The sequence below is a fragment of the Bradyrhizobium ivorense genome (assembly GCF_900696085.1).
Classification (GTDB): domain Bacteria; phylum Pseudomonadota; class Alphaproteobacteria; order Rhizobiales; family Xanthobacteraceae; genus Bradyrhizobium; species Bradyrhizobium ivorense.
This window is the reverse complement of record NZ_CAADFC020000032.1, coordinates 213,422-230,245: the sequence shown is the minus strand read 5'-3', so window position 1 is coordinate 230,245 and position 16,824 is coordinate 213,422. Positions and strand designations below refer to the sequence as shown.

Genomic DNA, 16,824 nt, shown 5'->3' with positions numbered 1-16,824 from the left:
GTTGAGATGTTGCGGAAGCCGGTCCGGCTGCTGCGTGCACCGGCGTTTTGGCTGCGCCGGCAGCCCACGCTCGCCATCGTGGTCGGCCTCGGCCTGTCGGGCTGCGTTCCCGGCGCGGAGCGGCCCGAGCTCAGTCTCGAAGTGCCGGCGAGCTATCGGACCGCCGCGAAGGGCGATGCCGATGCCGCCGTTCCGGCGCTCGCCTGGTGGCGCGGCTTCCGCTCCGCGGAGCTGACCGGGCTGATGGAATCCGCGCAGCTCTACAATTTGGACATCGCGGTCGCGATCGCCCAGGTGGTGCAGGCCGATGCGCAGACCGGCGTCTCCGGCGCCGTGCTGCTGCCGTCGCTGTCGGGGTCGGTGACCGCCCAGCGCCAGGGGTCGGGTGCGTTGAGCGGGGCGGGCGGAACGTTCTCGCAATACAATGCGGGACTGACCGCGAGCTATATCGTGGATTTCTGGGGCAAGAACCGCGCGACGCTGGCGGCCTCGGAGGAGAGCGCCACCGCGTCGCGCTACAATCGTGAGGTGGTCGCGCTGACCACAATGGCGACCGTCGCCAACACCTATTTCCAGGTGCTTGCGGCGCAGGACCAGATCAAGGTGACACGCCGCAACCTCGCCGCCGCCGAACGCATCCTCGCGCTGGTCAAATCGCAATTTTCCGGCGGCACCGCCTCGCAGCTCGACGTGTCGCAGCAGGAGGCGCTGGTCGCGACCCAGCGCGCGGCAATCCCGCCGCTCGAAGTGACGGTGGGACAGAACATCACCGCGCTCGCAGTGCTGGTGGCGCGCGCGCCGGCCAATTTCACGGTGCGCGGCGGCAGCACCACACAGATCTCGGTCCCGCGCGTGACCCCAGGGCTGCCGTCGGAATTGCTCTACCAGCGGCCTGACATCCGCCAGGCCGAGGCGCAGCTGACCTCGGCCAATTTCAGCGTCGATGCGGCGCGCGCGGCGTTCTTCCCGCAGATCCAGCTGACCGCGACCAACGGCTTCCAGAGCGCGGCGCTGGCCTCGCTGTTCGGGCCGGGCGCCTGGTTCTATACGCTGTCCGCCAGTTTGACCCAGCCGCTGTTCGACGGCTTTCAGCTGGAGAGCCAGCTCAAGCTCGCCAAGGGCCAGCAGCTGCAGTTCCTGCAGACCTACCGCAAGGCCGTGCTGTCGGCCTTCGCCGACGTCGAGAATGCGCTGATCGCGCTGCAGAAGTTTACGCTGCAGGAACGCCTGCAGTCCGACGCGGTGGCGAGCTCGCGCAAGGCGTTCGAGGTCGCCGAAACGCAGTTGCGCGGCGGCACGGTCAACCTGATCACGGTGCTGCAGGCGCAGCAGACGCTGTTCACGGCGGAGAACAATCTGGTCACGGTGCGGCTCAACAAGCTGCTCGCGGCGAGCAGCCTGTTCCAGGCGCTCGGCGGCGGCTGGACACCCGCCGGCACGCTGGCGGCGGCGCAATGAGGTCGGTCATGCAGCGGTTCATTCCTGTCGTCGCCCTGGTCGTCGCGCTTGTCTTGGTCCTTGGCCTGCCGTTCGCCGCCCGCGCGCAGCAGCCTGCGCCCAACAGCGTGCCGCTGACCTTCGGGATGACGCCCGATCAGGCCAGCCAGTCGCTCGGCGTGCCCCTGCAATATGTTCGCGGCACACCCGGCAATGAATTGCTGGTGGCGTTGCCCAATGTCAGGGGCAGCATCCTGTCGCGGCGCAGCGATGCGCTCTATCTGCAGTTCGGCAAGGGGCGCCTGCTCGCCTGGAAGGGCGACTGGGGCACCACGCCGCCATGAGGACGAACACCATGACCGTCATGCGAGCACTCATCGCCTGCGCCGCCATCGTGCTCTGCGCGGGCGCGGCCTCGGCGCAGGATCGCCCGCTGCGTTACGGCAGCACCGGCGGCTGGGGCTTTGATGGCCGGGACGACCACCGCGATTTCCGCAGCAACGGCTATTTTCCCGGTAATTTCGCCGCCGATCCCTTTAGCGCCGGGTTTGGTGCGGCAGGCCTGTTCGGCTGGACGCCGCAGCATTCGGCGCGGCCGTATCCGTCGCAGGTGATCTTCGGCGCGCCGTGCCGGGATTGCACGCCGCCCAAAGCGCGGCGGGCGCGCGACAGGCGCGATTGAGCAGGGCGGAGCGCGGGCGCGCTCACCCCTGGATGCGCAGCAGCTCGTTGATGATGCGCGGCTTCATCCAGCCGACCTTGTCGATGATCTCCTGGCGCAGCTCGTCCTTTTCCATCTCGTACTGTTCGCGCGAGATGCCGCGGCCCTGACCGCCGGTGGCGGTGACGCCGTAGGCCTCCAATGCGCACTCATAGCGCTCCTTCCAGGCGACCACGAACTCGTGCACGGCCTTGCTGACGGCAGGCACCGTGCCGGGATGGCCGGCGATGCCGCACAGCTCCTTGGTGCGCTCGTCACCCGCGAGCATCAGCACGTTCCAGTCGTCGAAGCCGATCAGGTTCAGGGAGGCATAGAGGAAGGCGCCGTGCTCGCCGTCCCAGATCGTGTGATCGATCACCAGGAAGGGGACGGCGTTGCAGTAGCCATAGCGGTTGGTCATGTCGCGGTTGAACGCCGCAGCGCGCTCCTCGAGCCGCTTCTTCGCCGCGGCGAACATCGCGATGTAATCCTCGGCGGTCTTGCTGATGTTGCGGGGATCGTCGGGATTGAAGCCGAGCTCGCGCAGCATCGGACCGACCTTCGGATCGTCCCAGAGCTCCTTGGAGAACACGCGGGTCACGCCATCGGCATCCGGGGTCGGACGCATCATCTCCTTGAGCTCGGCGAAGCTGTGCTGCCGCTTTCCGAATGTTGCCTTTTGCCCAAACATCGGGACCGCCTCCTGCAAAGCTGGTGGCGAGAGTGTGGCAAGGGATGTCCAGATATTTCTTAACCGACCGCGGCGTTGCGCGTCCGATTGCGGAACAGGATGACGCAGACGTTAAGACGAACACGACAAATCGATCCAATCTGCCGCCGATCCAGGCGACAGCCTATTTGGCGGCGACGCTCGTCGCCTTCGCCACCGCCGGGCTGACCCGGGCAAACCGCACCACGAAGCGGGTGCCCTTGCGGGCGGGATCGCGCTCGACGCCGGCGTCGAGCTTGGCGGCCATTGCCGTGACGATGCGCTGGCCCATGCCGGTGCCGCGCGGATCGGCCTTGTCGTCGTAGCCGACGCCGTCATCGCTGATCGCCAGCACGACATCGTCGCCCTGCGGCTTCAGCTCGATATCGATCGGGCCGGAGCCGTCGGGATAGGCGTATTTGACCGCATTCATCACCAGCTCGTTGACGATGATGCCGATCGCGACCGCGCGGTCGGGATCGATCTCGATCGGGACGGCTTTCAGCGTCAGCCGCGACATCTTGTTGCCCTCGGCCGACCGCCTGAGATCCTCGAGCAGCGCCTCGAGATACTGGTTCAGCATCACGGTCTTGAAATCTTGCGAGGTATAGAGGCGGCGGTGCACCTGCGCGACCGCGGCGACGCGGCCCATCGCGTTGGTCAGCGCCGCCTTGACGTCGTCCTGGGTGGCCGAATTGGCCTGCAGGTGCAGCAGCGAGGCGATGATCTGCAACGAGTTGCCGACGCGGTGGTTGACCTCGCGGAGCAGCACCTCGCGCTCCGCGGCGAGCGCCGCATAGCGGTCGCGCGAGGCGTGCACTTCGGCTTCCGCCTCGTCGCGCGCCTTCTGGATCGCGGCCTGGCGGATCGCGCCGTTGACCGCGACCTGGAGCAGGGGAATGAACTCGCCCCTGACATCCTTGACCAGGTAATCCGCCGCGCCGGCCTTCAGCGCGGTGACCGCGATCGCGGAGTCCTGCGATGCCGTGACGAACACCACCGGCGGCGCGTCCGGAATTTTCAGGATCTGCTCCAGCGTTTCCAGCCCGTCGAGACCGGGCATGTACTGATCGAGCGCAACGACGTCGATGCCGCCCTGGACCAGCCGGTCGAGACCTTCCTGACCGCTTGCAGCGTGCACGACCTTGAAGCCGGCGCGCGTCAGGCCGCGTTCGACCAGGCGCGCCAAGGTCGCATCGTCGTCGATATAGAGCAGGGTCGGCGGGGGGCTGGTCATATGGCGGCTGGCGGAACCTGAATCACGGAGAAGAACAGGCCAAGCTGGCGTATGGCGTTGGCGAAGCTTTCGTAGTTCACCGGCTTGGTGATGTAGACGTTGCAGCCGAGCTCGTAGCAGCGCTTGATCTCCTGGGAGTCGTCGGTCGTGGTCAGCACCACCACCGGCGTCGACTTGAGGAACTTGTTCTCCTTGACCCGCTTCAGAATATCGATGCCGGTCATGTCGGGGAGATTGAGATCGAGCAGGATGAGCAGAGCCTGGCCCTTGCGCTCGACGGCGGTGCCATCCTTGCCGAACAGATAGTCGACCGCCGCTGTACCGTTGGTGAACGGAACGATCTCATTGTTGACACCCGAGCGCCGGATATTCCGCTCAATCAGCCGGGCATGGCCCTCATCGTCCTCGATCATGATGATGGTAACTGGATCGCTCATGCCGCTTTATCCCGGTTCTTGCCTGTCCATTTCATAGGCAGCGTTATCGTGAAGGTGCTGCCGCTGTTAAGTTCCGATGCTACCGACATGGTGCCGCCTAGTCTGCGCACAAGTGCGCGGACATGGGCAAGACCGATGCCTTGGCCGGGTTTGTCCTGGGTTCCCGCACGACGGAACAAATCGAAGATGCGCTGATGGTCCTTCGGATCGATGCCGCGGCCATTGTCGGTGACCTCGAATATGGCAAAGCCGAGCTTGATGCGGCCGCCGATCGAGATCTCGCCGGGGACGCCGTCCCTGAGGTATTTCAGCGCGTTGTCGATCAGATTGGAGAAGATCTGTTCCAGCGCCAGGCGGTCGCTGACCAGATCGGGCATCGCGCCGACCGCGATGGTCGCGTTGGCTTCGGTCGCCTGATGCGCAACCGTCTTGACGATGCCGTCGATCAGCTCATGGACGTCGATGCGCTCCGGCTTGAACTCGCGGCGGCCCTCGCGGGTGAGATTGAGGATCGCGCTGATCAGCCGGTCCATCTTGGCGATCGAGGATTTGATGAAGCCGAGCGACTCGGTGAAGTCGTCGGATAGCTGTTTGTCGGCGCCTTCGAGCGTGGGCTCCGCCGTGTCGGTGGCGTCATCCGGCATCGCCGGCGCCAGCGACGCCGAGCGGTTCAGCGTGGCGATGCGCTTGAAGATGTCGCCGCGCAATTCCTCCAGCTCGCTGGTGAAGCCCATGATGTTGACCAGCGGCGAGCGCAGGTCGTGGCTGACGATATAGGCGAAACGCTGGATCTCCTCGTTGGCCTCGCGCAAATCGGCGGTGCGTTCGTCGACGGTGGTTTCCAGCGTGATGTTGATGTCGCGGAGCTGCGCCGCGGCCTCGTCGCGGACCCGCGACGATCGCCGCAGCAGCACGAGCGAGAAGGCGGCGAGCGCCAGCACCATGCACGAGCCCGCGATGGTGACCGAGGAGGCCAGCACCTGGGTCTGGTCCGCGGTCGCCCTGCGCATCGCAAACTGGCGGTCCTCCTCGGCGCGCATGTCGCGGCCGATCCTTTCGATCGTCTCCATCGCGTCGGTCGAGGGGCTGTTGCGCAGCAAGGCGATGCTGGTGGCCGCGTCATTGTTCTGGACGCGCTCGATGCCGAGGGCAAATTCGGCCAGCCGCTTGTCGACCGCGGCCTTTAGCCTGGCGCCGTTGGCGACCTGAGCCGGATTGTCGGTGGTGATCCGCGCGAGATGGTCGAGCGCGGCCGGGATGCCTGCCGCCGCCTGCTGATACTCCGCGAGGTATGACGGTGCCGAGGTCAAGAGATAGGCGCGCGTCGCGCTCTCGGCGCGGCGGATTTCGAGCAGCAGGTTGGCAAGCTGGCTCTCGACCTCGACGGTGTGGACGACCTTGGCATTGTCGTCGCGCGCCTTGTTGACCAGCACGACCGACGCCACGCTGATCGCCACCAGCACGACAAAGCCTACCGACAGCAGCAGGATTTGCAGCACAGCGCGCCGTCGTGAGATTGCCGTCACGCGCGTCTCGTCAAATGAATGGCGTACAATGCGTCCCCGTGAAATCTGACAACCCTAGACTACGCCGAAGCGCGGGGCCGGGTTCCACGGGAGGAGCGAATTATTTCCCGGCGTCGGCGCCCTGGCCGGCCAGATACTGCTCCAGCCAGTGGATGTGGTAGTCGCCGTCGATGATGGCGGGCTCGCGGACCAGCGCGCGGAACAGCGGCAGCGTGGTTTCGATGCCGTCGACCACCATCTCGTCCAGCGCGCGGCGCAGCCGCATCAGGCACTCGCCGCGGGTCTTGCCGTGTACGATCAGCTTGCCGACCAACGAATCGTAATAGGGCGGGATCACGTAGCCCTGGTAGACCGCGGAATCGATCCGCACGCCGAGACCGCCCGGCGGATGGAATTGCGTGATCCGCCCGGGCGAGGGCCGGAAGGTCTGCGGGTTTTCCGCGTTGATGCGGCATTCGATGGCGTGGCCGATGATCGCGATGTCGTCCTGCCGCGCCGGCAGGTCGCCGCCGGCCGCGATCCGGATCTGCTCCAGTACGAGGTCGATATCGGTGATGCTTTCGGTGACGGGATGCTCGACCTGGATCCGCGTGTTCATTTCGATGAAGTAGAACTCGCCGTCCTCGTAGAGGAATTCGATGGTGCCGACGCCGAGATACTTCATGTCCCGCATCGCCTTGGCGCAGGTCTCGCCGATTTTCGCGCGCGCGGCTGCGGCGAGCACGGGTGAGGGGCCTTCTTCCCAGACCTTCTGGTGGCGGCGCTGCAGCGAGCAGTCGCGCTCGCCGAGATGGATGGCGCCGCCGCGGCCGTCGCCGAGGATCTGGATCTCGATGTGGCGCGGCTTCTGCAGGTATTTTTCCAGATAGACCGAGGCGTCGCCGAAGGCGGACTTGGCCTCGTTGGCCGCCGTCGACAGCGCCAGCGCGAGGTCGGCCTCGCTGTGCGCGACCTTCATGCCGCGCCCGCCGCCGCCGGCAGCAGCCTTCACCAGCACCGGGAAGCCGATCTCCCTGGCGATCGCCATGGCGTCCTCGTCCGAGGTCACCGCGCCGTCGGAGCCGGGCACCACCGGAATGCCGAGGCGCTTGGCGGTCTTCTTGGCTTCGATCTTGTCGCCCATCAGGCGGATATGCTCGGCCTTCGGGCCGATGAAGTCGAGGTTGTGGTCGGCGAGGATCTCGGCGAAGCGGGCGTTCTCGGACAGGAAGCCGTAGCCGGGATGCACGGCGTCCGCGCCGGTGATCTCGCAGGCCGCGAGCAGCGCCGGCACGTTGAGATAGGAATCCTTCGACGGCGGCGGGCCGATGCAGACGCTCTCATCGGCGAGCCGCACATGCATGGCGTCGGCATCGGCGGTGGAATGCACGGCGACGGTGGAGATGCCGAGCTCCTTGCAGGCGCGCAGCACCCGAAGCGCAATCTCGCCGCGATTGGCTATGAGGATCTTGTCGAACATCGCAGCGCCTGACGTTGACGAAAGCTATTCAATGATGACCAGCGGCTCGCCGAATTCGACGGGCTGGCCGTCCTCGACGAGGATTTGCGTCACCGTGCCCGCGCGAGGCGACGGGATCTGGTTCATCGTCTTCATCGCCTCGATGATCAGAAGCGTCTGGCCGGCGGTCACCTTGGAGCCGACTTCGATGAACGGCTTGGCGCCGGGCTCCGGCGACCAATAGGCGGTGCCGACCATCGGCGAAGGGACGACGCCCGGGTGCTTGGCAAAGTCGGTCGCCGCAGCGGCGGCTGCCGCGGTCGCGACCGCTGCGGCCGGCACGGCGACTGTCGGCATGGCTGTGGGGACCGAGGCGGCAATGCTGACGTTGCGTGCGACACGGACGCGCAGGCCGGCGCGCTCGATCTCGATCTCGGTCAGATTGGTCTCGGCGAGCAGCAGCGCGAGCTCGCGGATGAGCGCGCTGTCGTCGCTCTTCTCGCTCTTGGACTTTGCGGCTGATTTGTCGTCTGGCTGGCGCGCCATGATTCTTCGATCCAAAATCTCTGTCTGGTGACGGGGAACGTCAGGATTGACGATTAAGCCTTTGGCTTGGCGTCTGTCTTGGCATCGGTCTTGTTATCGGGCTTGGCACCGATCTTGGCGGCGAGCCCGATGATCGCGAGCCGATAGCCATCGATGCCGAAGCCGCACAGCGACGCGTAGGCGGCTTTAGCAGTGAACGAGTGATGCCGGAAGCTCTCGCGGGCATGGATGTTGCTGATGTGAACCTCGACCGCGGGGATTTTCACCGCAACCAGCGCATCGTGCAGCGCGATCGAGGTATGGGAATAGCCGCCGGCGTTGATGATGATCCCGGCGGCCTTCTTGGCGTGGGCCTCGTGGATGAAATCGATCAGCTCGCCTTCGCGGTTGGATTGCCGGCAGTCGGCGGTCAGGCCGAACTGCCGCGCGGTATCCGCGCACAGCTTCTCGACGTCGGCCAGGTTGGCGTGGCCGTAGGTCTCGGGCTCGCGCGTCCCCAACAGGTTGAGGTTCGGGCCGTTCAGCACATAGATCGTTCCGGCAGCAGCCATTTCCGAGGGTTCCGGCGCGGGGGTGAAGTGGGCCGGGTTATAGGTAACAACCGGCCGCAGGGGAAGCCTTTAGGTGAGATCTGAACGTCTTCAACAGCTTCGTCTCCCTTGGCAGGTGGCCGCTGTAACCCACGGAAAACGCTGATTAACCAAATTTGGTAGAAGGCGCCCTCGGCGTGCGGTCCCCGCCGCCATCCACTGCCGCGAGCCGGGCCTTGAGCCGCGGGCCTTGGGCCCAACGCAAAACCCGCCCCGAGGGGCCCAGGGGGCCCAAGGGGCGGGTTCGCAAGGCGGCGAGGGCGCATCTTGCCGCCCTCGCATCGAGGCTAAGTGTTAGCCCTCGATGATGTAGACGATCTCATGGGTCTCCGGCTGCACGATCACGTAGCGGCCCTTGACCAGGATGAACTCGTAGCCGCGCCACTGCGGATAGATCGTCACGACGCGCTCCGGCACCGGATAGAAATGCACGCCACTTGGAACACGCGTGCCGACCGATACATTGAAGTTCACGTTGGTGACTTCGCTGACCTTCTCCGACTTGATCGCGGTCGTGATCTGCGACCGCTTCTCGGCCGGCGGAGCCGCGGTGGCCGACGTCGCCGCGTTGCCGGTCGTGGTCTGGGTGCGGCTGGAGTCGTTGGTCTGTGCGCGGTTGGTGTCCGTCCCGCTCTTGCCCTGCGCGTTCTGGTTGGTCTGCGAACCGCTCGGCTCGTTGGTCTGCGCGCGATTGGTGTCGGTCGAGCTCTTGCCCTGAGCGTTCTGGTTGGTCGTGGTGCCGCTCTTGTCGCGCTGCTCGGCATTCATGTTGCCGCTCTTGTCACGCTGCTCGGCCTTCATGTTACCCGACTTGTCGCGCTCCTCGGCCTTCATGTTACCGCTCTTGTCGCGGCCTTCGGCCTTCATGTCCTTGGAGCCCTTGGTCGTCTCATTCTCCGAGCTGGTGCCCTTCGAATGCTGCGTGCTGTCCTGCGCGCCCTTGGAGGCGCCGGACTTGTCGGAGTCCGGCTTCATGCCGGATTCGCTCTGGCCGGACTTGGACTGTCCGGTGGTGGAATGATCGGAACCCTTCATGCCACCGGAATCGTGCTGCATCGTGCCGGACGACGCGCCGCCGGACGAGCCGCCCTGCTGGGTGGCCGCGCCGCCGCCGGCACCCGGCGATTCCTTGCCGGCGCCGCCGGTGCCTTGCGCGTTGGCGAAGCCTGCACCAGCAATCAGCGCTGCCGTGGCGACCGAAATCAGAAAGCGTTTCGACATTGATATTCCTCCTCACATCTCTGCATTGCCCGCGCCGACAACGGAGGAAAGTGCGCGATGTTCCTGACGATTTGTGGTTCCGCGCTAGCCTGTTTGGTGAATGCGCGATGAATGCGAAAACGCTTCAGCCGCAGGCCCAATCGAACTCCATGTCCGCGAGATCAAGCTGGCCATTGCCCCCACCAAAGTTGAAGCCGCCGAAATGCTCCTCGATCTCGAGATAGGTCGGGCTGTATTTCGGCGTCCATTGATTGGGGAACATCGTGCCGCCGAGATGGTTGCGGCGATGCAGCCGTTCGAGCCCGCGCGCCTTGCCGTCGAGCGAATAGGGCGCGACATAGCCGCCGAGCTCGGCCTTGTGCAGCAGATGGTCGCGCGGCGGCTTGCCGACATTGGGATCGCCCTCGCGCAGCGCAAGCGCGATGCCGTAAGCGTGGTGCCCGATCTCGGGGACATGACCGAACAGGCGGTACCAGTATTTCTGCTTCAGCTCTTCGGCGCGCGTGATGCGGCCGACCTGGGCCTCGAACACCGTGCGCGCCGCGCCCTTCTCGATCCAGCGCGGAGGCGGATTGACCTGCAGCAGCGGATTGCCGGCAAGCTCCGGCGGCGCGCAAAGCGGGCCGGCGAACTCGGCTTCGGTCAGCCAGATCGCCACGAAATTGTGGTCGATGATGTCCTTCATCCGGCATTCCGTCGGATGCCGGTGCTGGGCGTAGGTCCAGTACGGCAGCAGATTGCCGTCGGCCGGGCGCTCGATGGTCTCCGCCGCGAGATATCGCGCGACGGCGTCGACCTCGACCGGCTCGTCATATTGCTGATCGGCGAACATCGCGAGCGCGACATAGGCCTCGCCCCTGGCGCGATATTGTGCCGGCAGACGCAGCGTGAAGCAGTGCTGCATCGGAAAGCCGTCATGCGGGCTGAGCGGCCACTGCTCGGGGCGGATGCCGGGCGGCAAGCCGTAGCACCAGCCGTGGTCACGTTCGGTGCCGCGCTGCGGCGGCGTCTGCAGGAGGGTGAGATCGTAGGCAAGGGTCGGCGGAGCCGGCAGGGTCATGGCGCAGCTTTTTCGTGATTGGCAATGGCCCTTTGTTGCAGCGTGCGCGGATGTGGTTCGGTGCTCGCACAACAAAAAATCCGGCTGCGTGGCAGCCGGATTTCGTGCAGTGAAACGAATCTGTTGGCGCGTCGGTCAGCAGGTCGCCTTGCCGCAGCGGGCGATGCCGATCTTCTCCTTGAGATTGTCGACGCCGACCGCGCCGATCACCACCTGCTTGCCGATCACATAGCTCGGCGTGCCGTTCATGCCCATGGATTCGGCGAGGCGGAAGTTCTCCTCGATCGTCGCCTTCACTTCCGGGCTCGCCATGTCCTTCTCGAGCTTGGTCATGTCGAGGCCGATTTCCTTGGCGACCGCCAGCGCGCGCGCCTTGTCAGCGGCGCCGCGGCCGCCGAGCAGCTTCTGATGGAAGTCGAGATACTTCTTGCCGGTCGGGTCCTGCATCCGCACCGCGACCGCGACCTGCGCGGCCTCGACCGAGCCCTGGCTCAGCACCGGGAATTCCTTCAGCACGACCTTCAGCTTGGGATCGGCCTTAATCAGCTCGAGCATGTCGCCCATGGCGCGCTTGCAGTAGCCGCAGTTGTAATCGAAGAACTCGACGAAGGCGACGTCGCCGTCCTTGTTGCCGATGGTGACGCCGCGCGGCGAGTTGAAGATGGTGTCGGCGTTCTTGGCGACGCTCTGCTCATGCTTCTCGGCTTCGGCGGCAGCCTGCCGCTTGCTCAGCTCGTTCATCGCCTCCTCGAGCACCTCGGGATGCGCGATCAGATAGTTGCGGACGATGCTCTCGATGTCGCCGCGCTGGGTGTCGGTGAAGCTTTGCGCGGACGCCGACAGCGGCGCGGCGCAGACGCCGAGCGCAAGCAAGGCGGGGGCGAGAAAACGAAGCGCTGGCATGACAAAATCCTTGTTCGGCGTGGCTCGAAAGACGGCAATGCTATGAGCCGGTTGCGGTGATCGTTGTATGGAACTTCTAATAATTTCTAGTTGTTTTTCTGGCCCGGCATGGGCTTGGCGCTCACAATGTCGTCAGCTTTGACCCAGCCCGGCGTGCCGACGGCGAACCGCGTCTTGGCGCGCGACGCAAGGTCGCGGGCAGTCTTGGTGTCGCCGCGCAGAAAGGCGGCCTGGGCGGAGGCGAGATCGGCCTGGGCGTAGTCGCCCTTGCGGCCATAGGCCATCGCGAGCTGAGTATAGCCGATCGGCGCCTCCGGCTCGCGGGCCACGGCCGCGCGCAGCATGTTGATCGCCTCGTCGGTCAAGGCCTTGTTGTCGGAGGCGACCAGCGCCTGGCCGAGCAGCATCTCGATCAGCGGCGAATTGCCGGAGAGCTGCACCGCGCGGCGTAGCGGCGCGATGGCCTCCGTGGGCCGGCCGCCTTCGAGCAGCGCCTGGCCGCGCAACTCGTAGAAATAGGCATTGTTCGGCTGTGCCTGGATCAGGCCGTCGATCTGCGCGATCGCCGAACGCAGATCGCCGTGCAGATAGGTGGTGATGGCGCGCGCATAGCGCGCCGGCAGGCTGGTGTTCGACAATGGATAGCGGCGGAACACGGTGTCCTGCCGCTCCATGAAGCCGGAGATCTTGGCGCGCATCATGTCGTGACGCAGCTGCAGCGCCGGATCGTCCTTCTTGTCCCAATAGGGGCTGGAGCGCGCCAGTCCCTCCAGCGCCGCGACGCGGTCGACCGGCATCGGGTGCGATTGCATGTAGGGGTCGGCGCCGCGCGCCGCGAACAGGCCCTCGTCGCTGAAGCGCTTGAAGGTCTCGTACATGCCCCTCGGGGACTGGCCGGTCGCGGTGAGGAACCTGACGCCGGCGCGGTCGGCGTTTTCCTCCTGCGCGCGCTGATAGGACAACAGCGTGCGCAGCACCATCGACTGCGGCGCCGAGATCGCCGCCGCGCCCGCGCTGGACAGGCCGTTGCCGACGCCGCCGCGCGCGCCAGCGGCCATCGCGCCGGCCCCGAGCAGCATGGCGATGATCATCTGGGTCTGCGCCTGCGCCAGCTGCTCGCGCATCTTGGCGAGATGGCCGCCGGCCAGATGGCCGGTTTCATGCGCCAGCACGCCGATGATCTGGTTCGGCGTCTCCGACTGCAGCAGCGCGCCATAGTTGACGAAGATGCGGCGGCCATCGGCGACGAAGGCGTTGAACGCGCCGTCGTTGATGATCACGATCTGGATGTTCTGCTTCTCCAGCCCGGCAGCGCGCAGGATCGGGCGGGTATATTCGCGCAACAGCTGCTCGGACTCGGTGTCGCGCAGCACCGGCGGCCCCTTCTGCTGGGCCTGCGCGGTGGCGCCAAGCGCGAGCGCGACCGCCGTAACAAGCGCGGTAAGCTTGAACGCAGTCAGCTTGAAGGTCTTGGTGCGAAGCGCGTGGCGGAACAGCATGGGCGATCTACCGGCGCTGGCTGGCCGCGCCGATTCCGGCCCTGACGAGGGCCTGACGCAGCGTCTTGTTTTTGCAATTGTTCTTCACGCGAACCGGGGTATTCACTGGGCCTGAAAGCGTTATAAGGAGCCACCGAATGCGGCCAGTCTGGGGCGGTAGCCGGTGCGGAACCTGAATTCGGCGAGACGCCGTGCCAATAGCAGAAATCCATGCCTGATGCGACACTGAGAGAGCGTGTGACAAGCCTTTTGACTGCGTCCGGGCGGAGCGATGTTCCCCCGTTCATGGTGATGGACGTGATGGCGGCCGCGGCGCGAATCGAGGCCGCCGGCGGCCACGTTATCCACATGGAGGTCGGCCAACCTGCCGCAGGCGCGCCGCAGCCGGCGATCGCGGCGGCGCAGGCCGCGCTGCAGGACGGGCGGATCGACTATACCTCGGCGCTCGGTATTCCCTCGCTGCGCGAGCGCATCGCGCGGCACTATCGCGAGACCTATGGCTGCACGGTCGCGCCCGACAGGATCGTCGTCACCACGGGTTCGTCGGGCGGTTTCATCCTGGCGTTCCTTGCGATGTTCGAGCCGGGCGATCGGGTCGCGGTGACCGTGCCGGGTTATCCGCCGTACCGGCACATCCTGACCGCGCTCGGCTGCGAGCCGGTACTGATCGAGACCTCAGGCGACACCCGCCATGCGCTGACCGGCGAGGCGCTGCTCGCGGCGCATCGCAAGGCGCCGCTGAAGGGCGTGCTGGTCGGCAGTCCCGCCAACCCGACCGGCACCATGATGTCGCGCGAGGCGCTGTCGAGCCTGATGGCCGCCGCCGACAGCGCCGGCATCCGCTTCATCTCCGACGAGATCTATCACGGGCTCGACTACGCATTCCCCGCGGTGACCGCGGCCGAATTGTCGCCGCAGGCGCTGGTGATCAACTCGTTCTCAAAATACTTCTGCATGACCGGCTGGCGCGTCGGTTGGATGGTGGTGCCCGAGGTGCTGGTGCGGCCGATCGAGCGGTTGCAGCAGAACCTCTCCATCTCGGTGCCGACGCTGTCGCAGATCGCGGCCGAGGCTGCGTTCGAGGGCCGCGAGGAGATGGAAGCGATCAAGCGCGGTTATCAGGAGAACCGCCGCATCCTTATCGAAGGGCTGCCGAAGGCAGGCCTGACGAAATTTTTACCGGCCGACGGCGCATTCTATCTCTATGCCGACGTCTCCGCCTTCACCTCCGACAGCTTCGCGTTCGCCAACGAGATGCTGGAGAAGGCGCATGTCGCGGCGACGCCGGGCGTCGATTTCGATCCGATCCACGGCCGCGCCTTCATCCGCTTCTCCTATGCGCGCTTGGCTGCGGAGATGCAGGAAGCGGTTGCGCGGATCGCGCATTGGCTTAAATAGCCCGCCATCTTCACGAGCCATCCCGGAGTTCATCTTGTCGGTGCAATCGGTTTCGCAGCCCGCCGCCGCGCGGCATTTTCCTCTCGCGTCGGTGCTGTGGCCCGAACAGGCCGGAGAGGCCTCCGGCGCCCTGCGCGCGATCGTGCTGGTCGTGCTCGGCACTGCGCTGATGACCTTATCGGCGAAGGTCAACCTGCCGCTGCCCTATGTGCCGATCACGTTGCAGACGCTGGCGGTGCTGATGATCGGCGCCACCTACGGCTGGCGGCTTGGTAGCGCGACCATGATCGCCTATCTCGTCGAGGGCGCGCTCGGCATGCCCGTGTTCGCCGGTCCGGTCGGCGGTCTCGCGCCGCTGCTCGGGCCGACCGCAGGCTATCTGTTTGGATTCGTTCTGGCCGCGTTCGTCACCGGCTTTCTCGCCGAACGCGGCTGGGACCGCAGCGCGACCTGGCTGTTTGTGGCGATGGCGATCGGCCACGCCGTCATATTCGCGGCGGGTTTCGGCTGGCTCGCCTTCGGCACCGGGCTCGGCGTCGGGAAGGCCTGGCTGGTCGGCGTCGTGCCGTTCATGGCCGCGACCCTGGTCAAGAATGCGCTGGGCGCCGCGCTGGTGCGGGCCGCCAGGCGGCTGGCGGATCGCCGCGGCTAAGCGGCAGGCATCCACAGTTCCATTTGACTTGCGCAGCCAAGTTGATCTTGGCTGTTCCCATCATTTCTGAGGGGGAGTGACACATGGCAACGACGTCAGTTGCCACGGGCGCGCCGGCGGCTGCCGCCGCCAAGCCGTGGTATAAAGTTCTCTACGTCCAGGTCCTGATCGCCATCGTGCTCGGCGCACTGGTCGGCTGGCTGTGGCCGAACCTTGCCACCAACGAATGGATCAAGGCGCTCGGCGACGGCTTCATCAAGTTGATCAAGATGGTGATCGCGCCGATCATCTTCTGCACCGTCGTGTCCGGCATCGCGCATATCCAGGACGCCAAGAAGGTCGGCCGCATCGGCGTCAAGGCGCTGGTCTATTTCGAGGTGGTCTCGACCTTCGCGCTGGTGATCGGGCTGATCGTCGGCAATCTGATCAAGCCCGGTGCGGGCTTCGGCAACGCGGCGGCGAACGCCCAGGCGGTCGCCGGCTACGCCAAGCAGGCCGAGGCGCAGAAGAGCGTCGACTTCGTGCTGCACATCATCCCGGACACCGTGGTCGGTGCCTTCGCGCAGGGCGAGATCCTGCAGGTGCTGCTGTTCTCGGTGCTGTTCGGCTTCGCCATCATGAGCCTCGGCGAACGCGGCCACACCATCCGTTCGTTCATCGACGATGCGGCGCATGCCGTGTTCGGCGTGATCTCGATCGTGATGCGCGCCGCGCCGATCGGCGCGTTCGGTGCGATGGCGTACACCATCGGCAAGTTCGGCACCGGCGCGATCCTCAATTTGGTCGGCCTGATCGCGACGTTCTATTTGACCGCCGCGCTGTTCGTGTTCGTGGTGCTCGGCATCATCGCGCGGATGGCCGGGTTCTCGATCTTCAAGTTCCTGGCCTACATCAAGGACGAGCTCTTGATCGTGCTCGGCACCTCGTCCTCCGAAAGCGCGCTCCCATCGCTGATGGAGAAGCTGGAGCGGCTCGGCTGCTCCAAATCGGTGGTCGGCCTCGTGGTGCCGACGGGCTATTCGTTCAACCTCGACGGCACCAACATCTACATGACCTTGGCGACGCTGTTCATCGCCCAGGCACTCGGCTACGACCTCTCGTTCAGCCAGCAGCTCACGATCCTGGTGGTGGCGATGCTGACCTCGAAGGGGGCGTCCGGCATCACCGGCGCCGGCTTCATCACGCTGGCGGCGACGCTTGCGGTGGTCGATCCGCGGCTCGTGCCGGGCATGGCGATCGTGCTCGGCATCGACAAGTTCATGAGCGAGTGCCGTGCGCTGACCAATCTGTGCGGCAACGGCGTTGCCTGCGTGATCGTCGCCTGGTGGGAGGGCGAACTCGATCGCGGCAAGCTCAACGCCAATCTCGCCAGGCAGATCGATCCGACTGACATGGAGACGGCGCTGACGACGGATTAGAGCATGATCCGGAAAAGTGTGAAGCGGTTTTCCGAAAAGATCATGCTCAATAG

Annotated in this window: 17 protein-coding genes; 6 read left to right on the top strand and 11 right to left on the bottom strand. The window is 65.6% G+C overall.

Annotated features, from left to right (window positions below):
- The first annotated feature begins 6 nt into the window (after nucleotides 1–6).
- The 3 genes from CI41S_RS38360 to CI41S_RS38350 are packed head-to-tail and all read left to right on the top strand — an operon-like array spanning nucleotide 7 to nucleotide 2,119.
- Nucleotides 7–1,458, top strand: a complete 1,452-nt coding sequence (locus tag CI41S_RS38360; RefSeq protein WP_139864201.1) for an efflux transporter outer membrane subunit — start codon at nucleotides 7–9, stop codon at nucleotides 1,456–1,458.
- Between the two features lie 8 nt (nucleotides 1,459–1,466).
- A complete protein-coding gene (locus CI41S_RS38355; protein WP_139864200.1) occupies nucleotides 1,467–1,781 on the top strand; it encodes a hypothetical protein in 315 nt (104 codons plus the stop codon).
- 11 nt (nucleotides 1,782–1,792) lie between these two features.
- Nucleotides 1,793–2,119: a BA14K family protein gene (locus CI41S_RS38350; RefSeq protein ID WP_244626822.1), complete on the top strand. Its 327-nt coding sequence runs from the start codon at nucleotides 1,793–1,795 to the stop codon at nucleotides 2,117–2,119.
- Between the two features lie 22 nt (nucleotides 2,120–2,141).
- On the opposite strand, the gene CI41S_RS38345 is transcribed toward CI41S_RS38350, so the two are convergent.
- From CI41S_RS38345 to CI41S_RS38295, 11 genes are all read right to left on the bottom strand, one after another.
- Entirely contained in the window at nucleotides 2,142–2,828 is a 687-nt protein-coding gene (locus CI41S_RS38345; RefSeq protein ID WP_139483993.1) for a hypothetical protein, read from the bottom strand.
- A 163-nt stretch (nucleotides 2,829–2,991) separates the two neighbouring features.
- The gene (locus CI41S_RS38340; RefSeq protein ID WP_139864198.1) at nucleotides 2,992–4,083 is read right to left on the bottom strand and encodes a sensor histidine kinase; all 1,092 of its coding nucleotides are present in this window, start codon (nucleotides 4,081–4,083) and stop codon (nucleotides 2,992–2,994) included.
- A complete protein-coding gene (locus CI41S_RS38335) occupies nucleotides 4,080–4,520 on the bottom strand; it encodes a response regulator (RefSeq protein WP_139483990.1) in 441 nt (146 codons plus the stop codon). The genes CI41S_RS38340 and CI41S_RS38335 overlap by 4 nt, the downstream gene beginning before the upstream one ends.
- Nucleotides 4,517–6,037, bottom strand: a complete 1,521-nt coding sequence (locus CI41S_RS38330; RefSeq protein WP_244626823.1) for a sensor histidine kinase — start codon at nucleotides 6,035–6,037, stop codon at nucleotides 4,517–4,519. Before CI41S_RS38330 ends, CI41S_RS38335 begins: the two co-directional genes overlap by 4 nt.
- Before the next feature lie 109 nt (nucleotides 6,038–6,146).
- Entirely contained in the window at nucleotides 6,147–7,505 is a 1,359-nt protein-coding gene (accC, locus tag CI41S_RS38325) for an acetyl-CoA carboxylase biotin carboxylase subunit (protein ID WP_139483988.1), read from the bottom strand.
- A 24-nt stretch (nucleotides 7,506–7,529) separates the two neighbouring features.
- Complete coding sequence (gene accB, locus CI41S_RS38320) at nucleotides 7,530–8,030, bottom strand: acetyl-CoA carboxylase biotin carboxyl carrier protein (protein WP_139483987.1); 501 nt, start codon at nucleotides 8,028–8,030, stop codon at nucleotides 7,530–7,532.
- 53 nt (nucleotides 8,031–8,083) lie between these two features.
- On the bottom strand, nucleotides 8,084–8,581 hold the full coding sequence (gene aroQ / locus CI41S_RS38315) for a type II 3-dehydroquinate dehydratase (RefSeq protein ID WP_139483986.1): 498 nt from the start codon (nucleotides 8,579–8,581) through the stop codon (nucleotides 8,084–8,086).
- A 333-nt stretch (nucleotides 8,582–8,914) separates the two neighbouring features.
- The gene (locus CI41S_RS38310; protein WP_139864196.1) at nucleotides 8,915–9,841 is read right to left on the bottom strand and encodes a DUF1236 domain-containing protein; all 927 of its coding nucleotides are present in this window, start codon (nucleotides 9,839–9,841) and stop codon (nucleotides 8,915–8,917) included.
- Between the two features lie 124 nt (nucleotides 9,842–9,965).
- Complete coding sequence (locus CI41S_RS38305; RefSeq protein WP_139864195.1) at nucleotides 9,966–10,901, bottom strand: hypothetical protein; 936 nt, start codon at nucleotides 10,899–10,901, stop codon at nucleotides 9,966–9,968.
- A 135-nt stretch (nucleotides 10,902–11,036) separates the two neighbouring features.
- The gene (locus tag CI41S_RS38300; RefSeq protein ID WP_139864194.1) at nucleotides 11,037–11,804 is read right to left on the bottom strand and encodes a DsbA family protein; all 768 of its coding nucleotides are present in this window, start codon (nucleotides 11,802–11,804) and stop codon (nucleotides 11,037–11,039) included.
- Between the two features lie 86 nt (nucleotides 11,805–11,890).
- Nucleotides 11,891–13,303, bottom strand: a complete 1,413-nt coding sequence (locus CI41S_RS38295) for a M48 family metalloprotease (protein ID WP_139864193.1) — start codon at nucleotides 13,301–13,303, stop codon at nucleotides 11,891–11,893.
- Between the two features lie 210 nt (nucleotides 13,304–13,513).
- On the opposite strand from CI41S_RS38295, the gene CI41S_RS38290 reads away from it, so the two are divergent.
- From CI41S_RS38290 to CI41S_RS38280, 3 genes are all read left to right on the top strand, one after another.
- Entirely contained in the window at nucleotides 13,514–14,701 is a 1,188-nt protein-coding gene (locus tag CI41S_RS38290) for a pyridoxal phosphate-dependent aminotransferase (RefSeq protein ID WP_139864192.1), read from the top strand.
- 91 nt (nucleotides 14,702–14,792) lie between these two features.
- The gene (locus tag CI41S_RS38285) at nucleotides 14,793–15,353 is read left to right on the top strand and encodes a biotin transporter BioY (protein WP_430650068.1); all 561 of its coding nucleotides are present in this window, start codon (nucleotides 14,793–14,795) and stop codon (nucleotides 15,351–15,353) included.
- An 83-nt stretch (nucleotides 15,354–15,436) separates the two neighbouring features.
- Nucleotides 15,437–16,771: a dicarboxylate/amino acid:cation symporter gene (locus tag CI41S_RS38280; protein ID WP_139483980.1), complete on the top strand. Its 1,335-nt coding sequence runs from the start codon at nucleotides 15,437–15,439 to the stop codon at nucleotides 16,769–16,771.
- Nucleotides 16,772–16,824 lie beyond the last annotated feature (53 nt).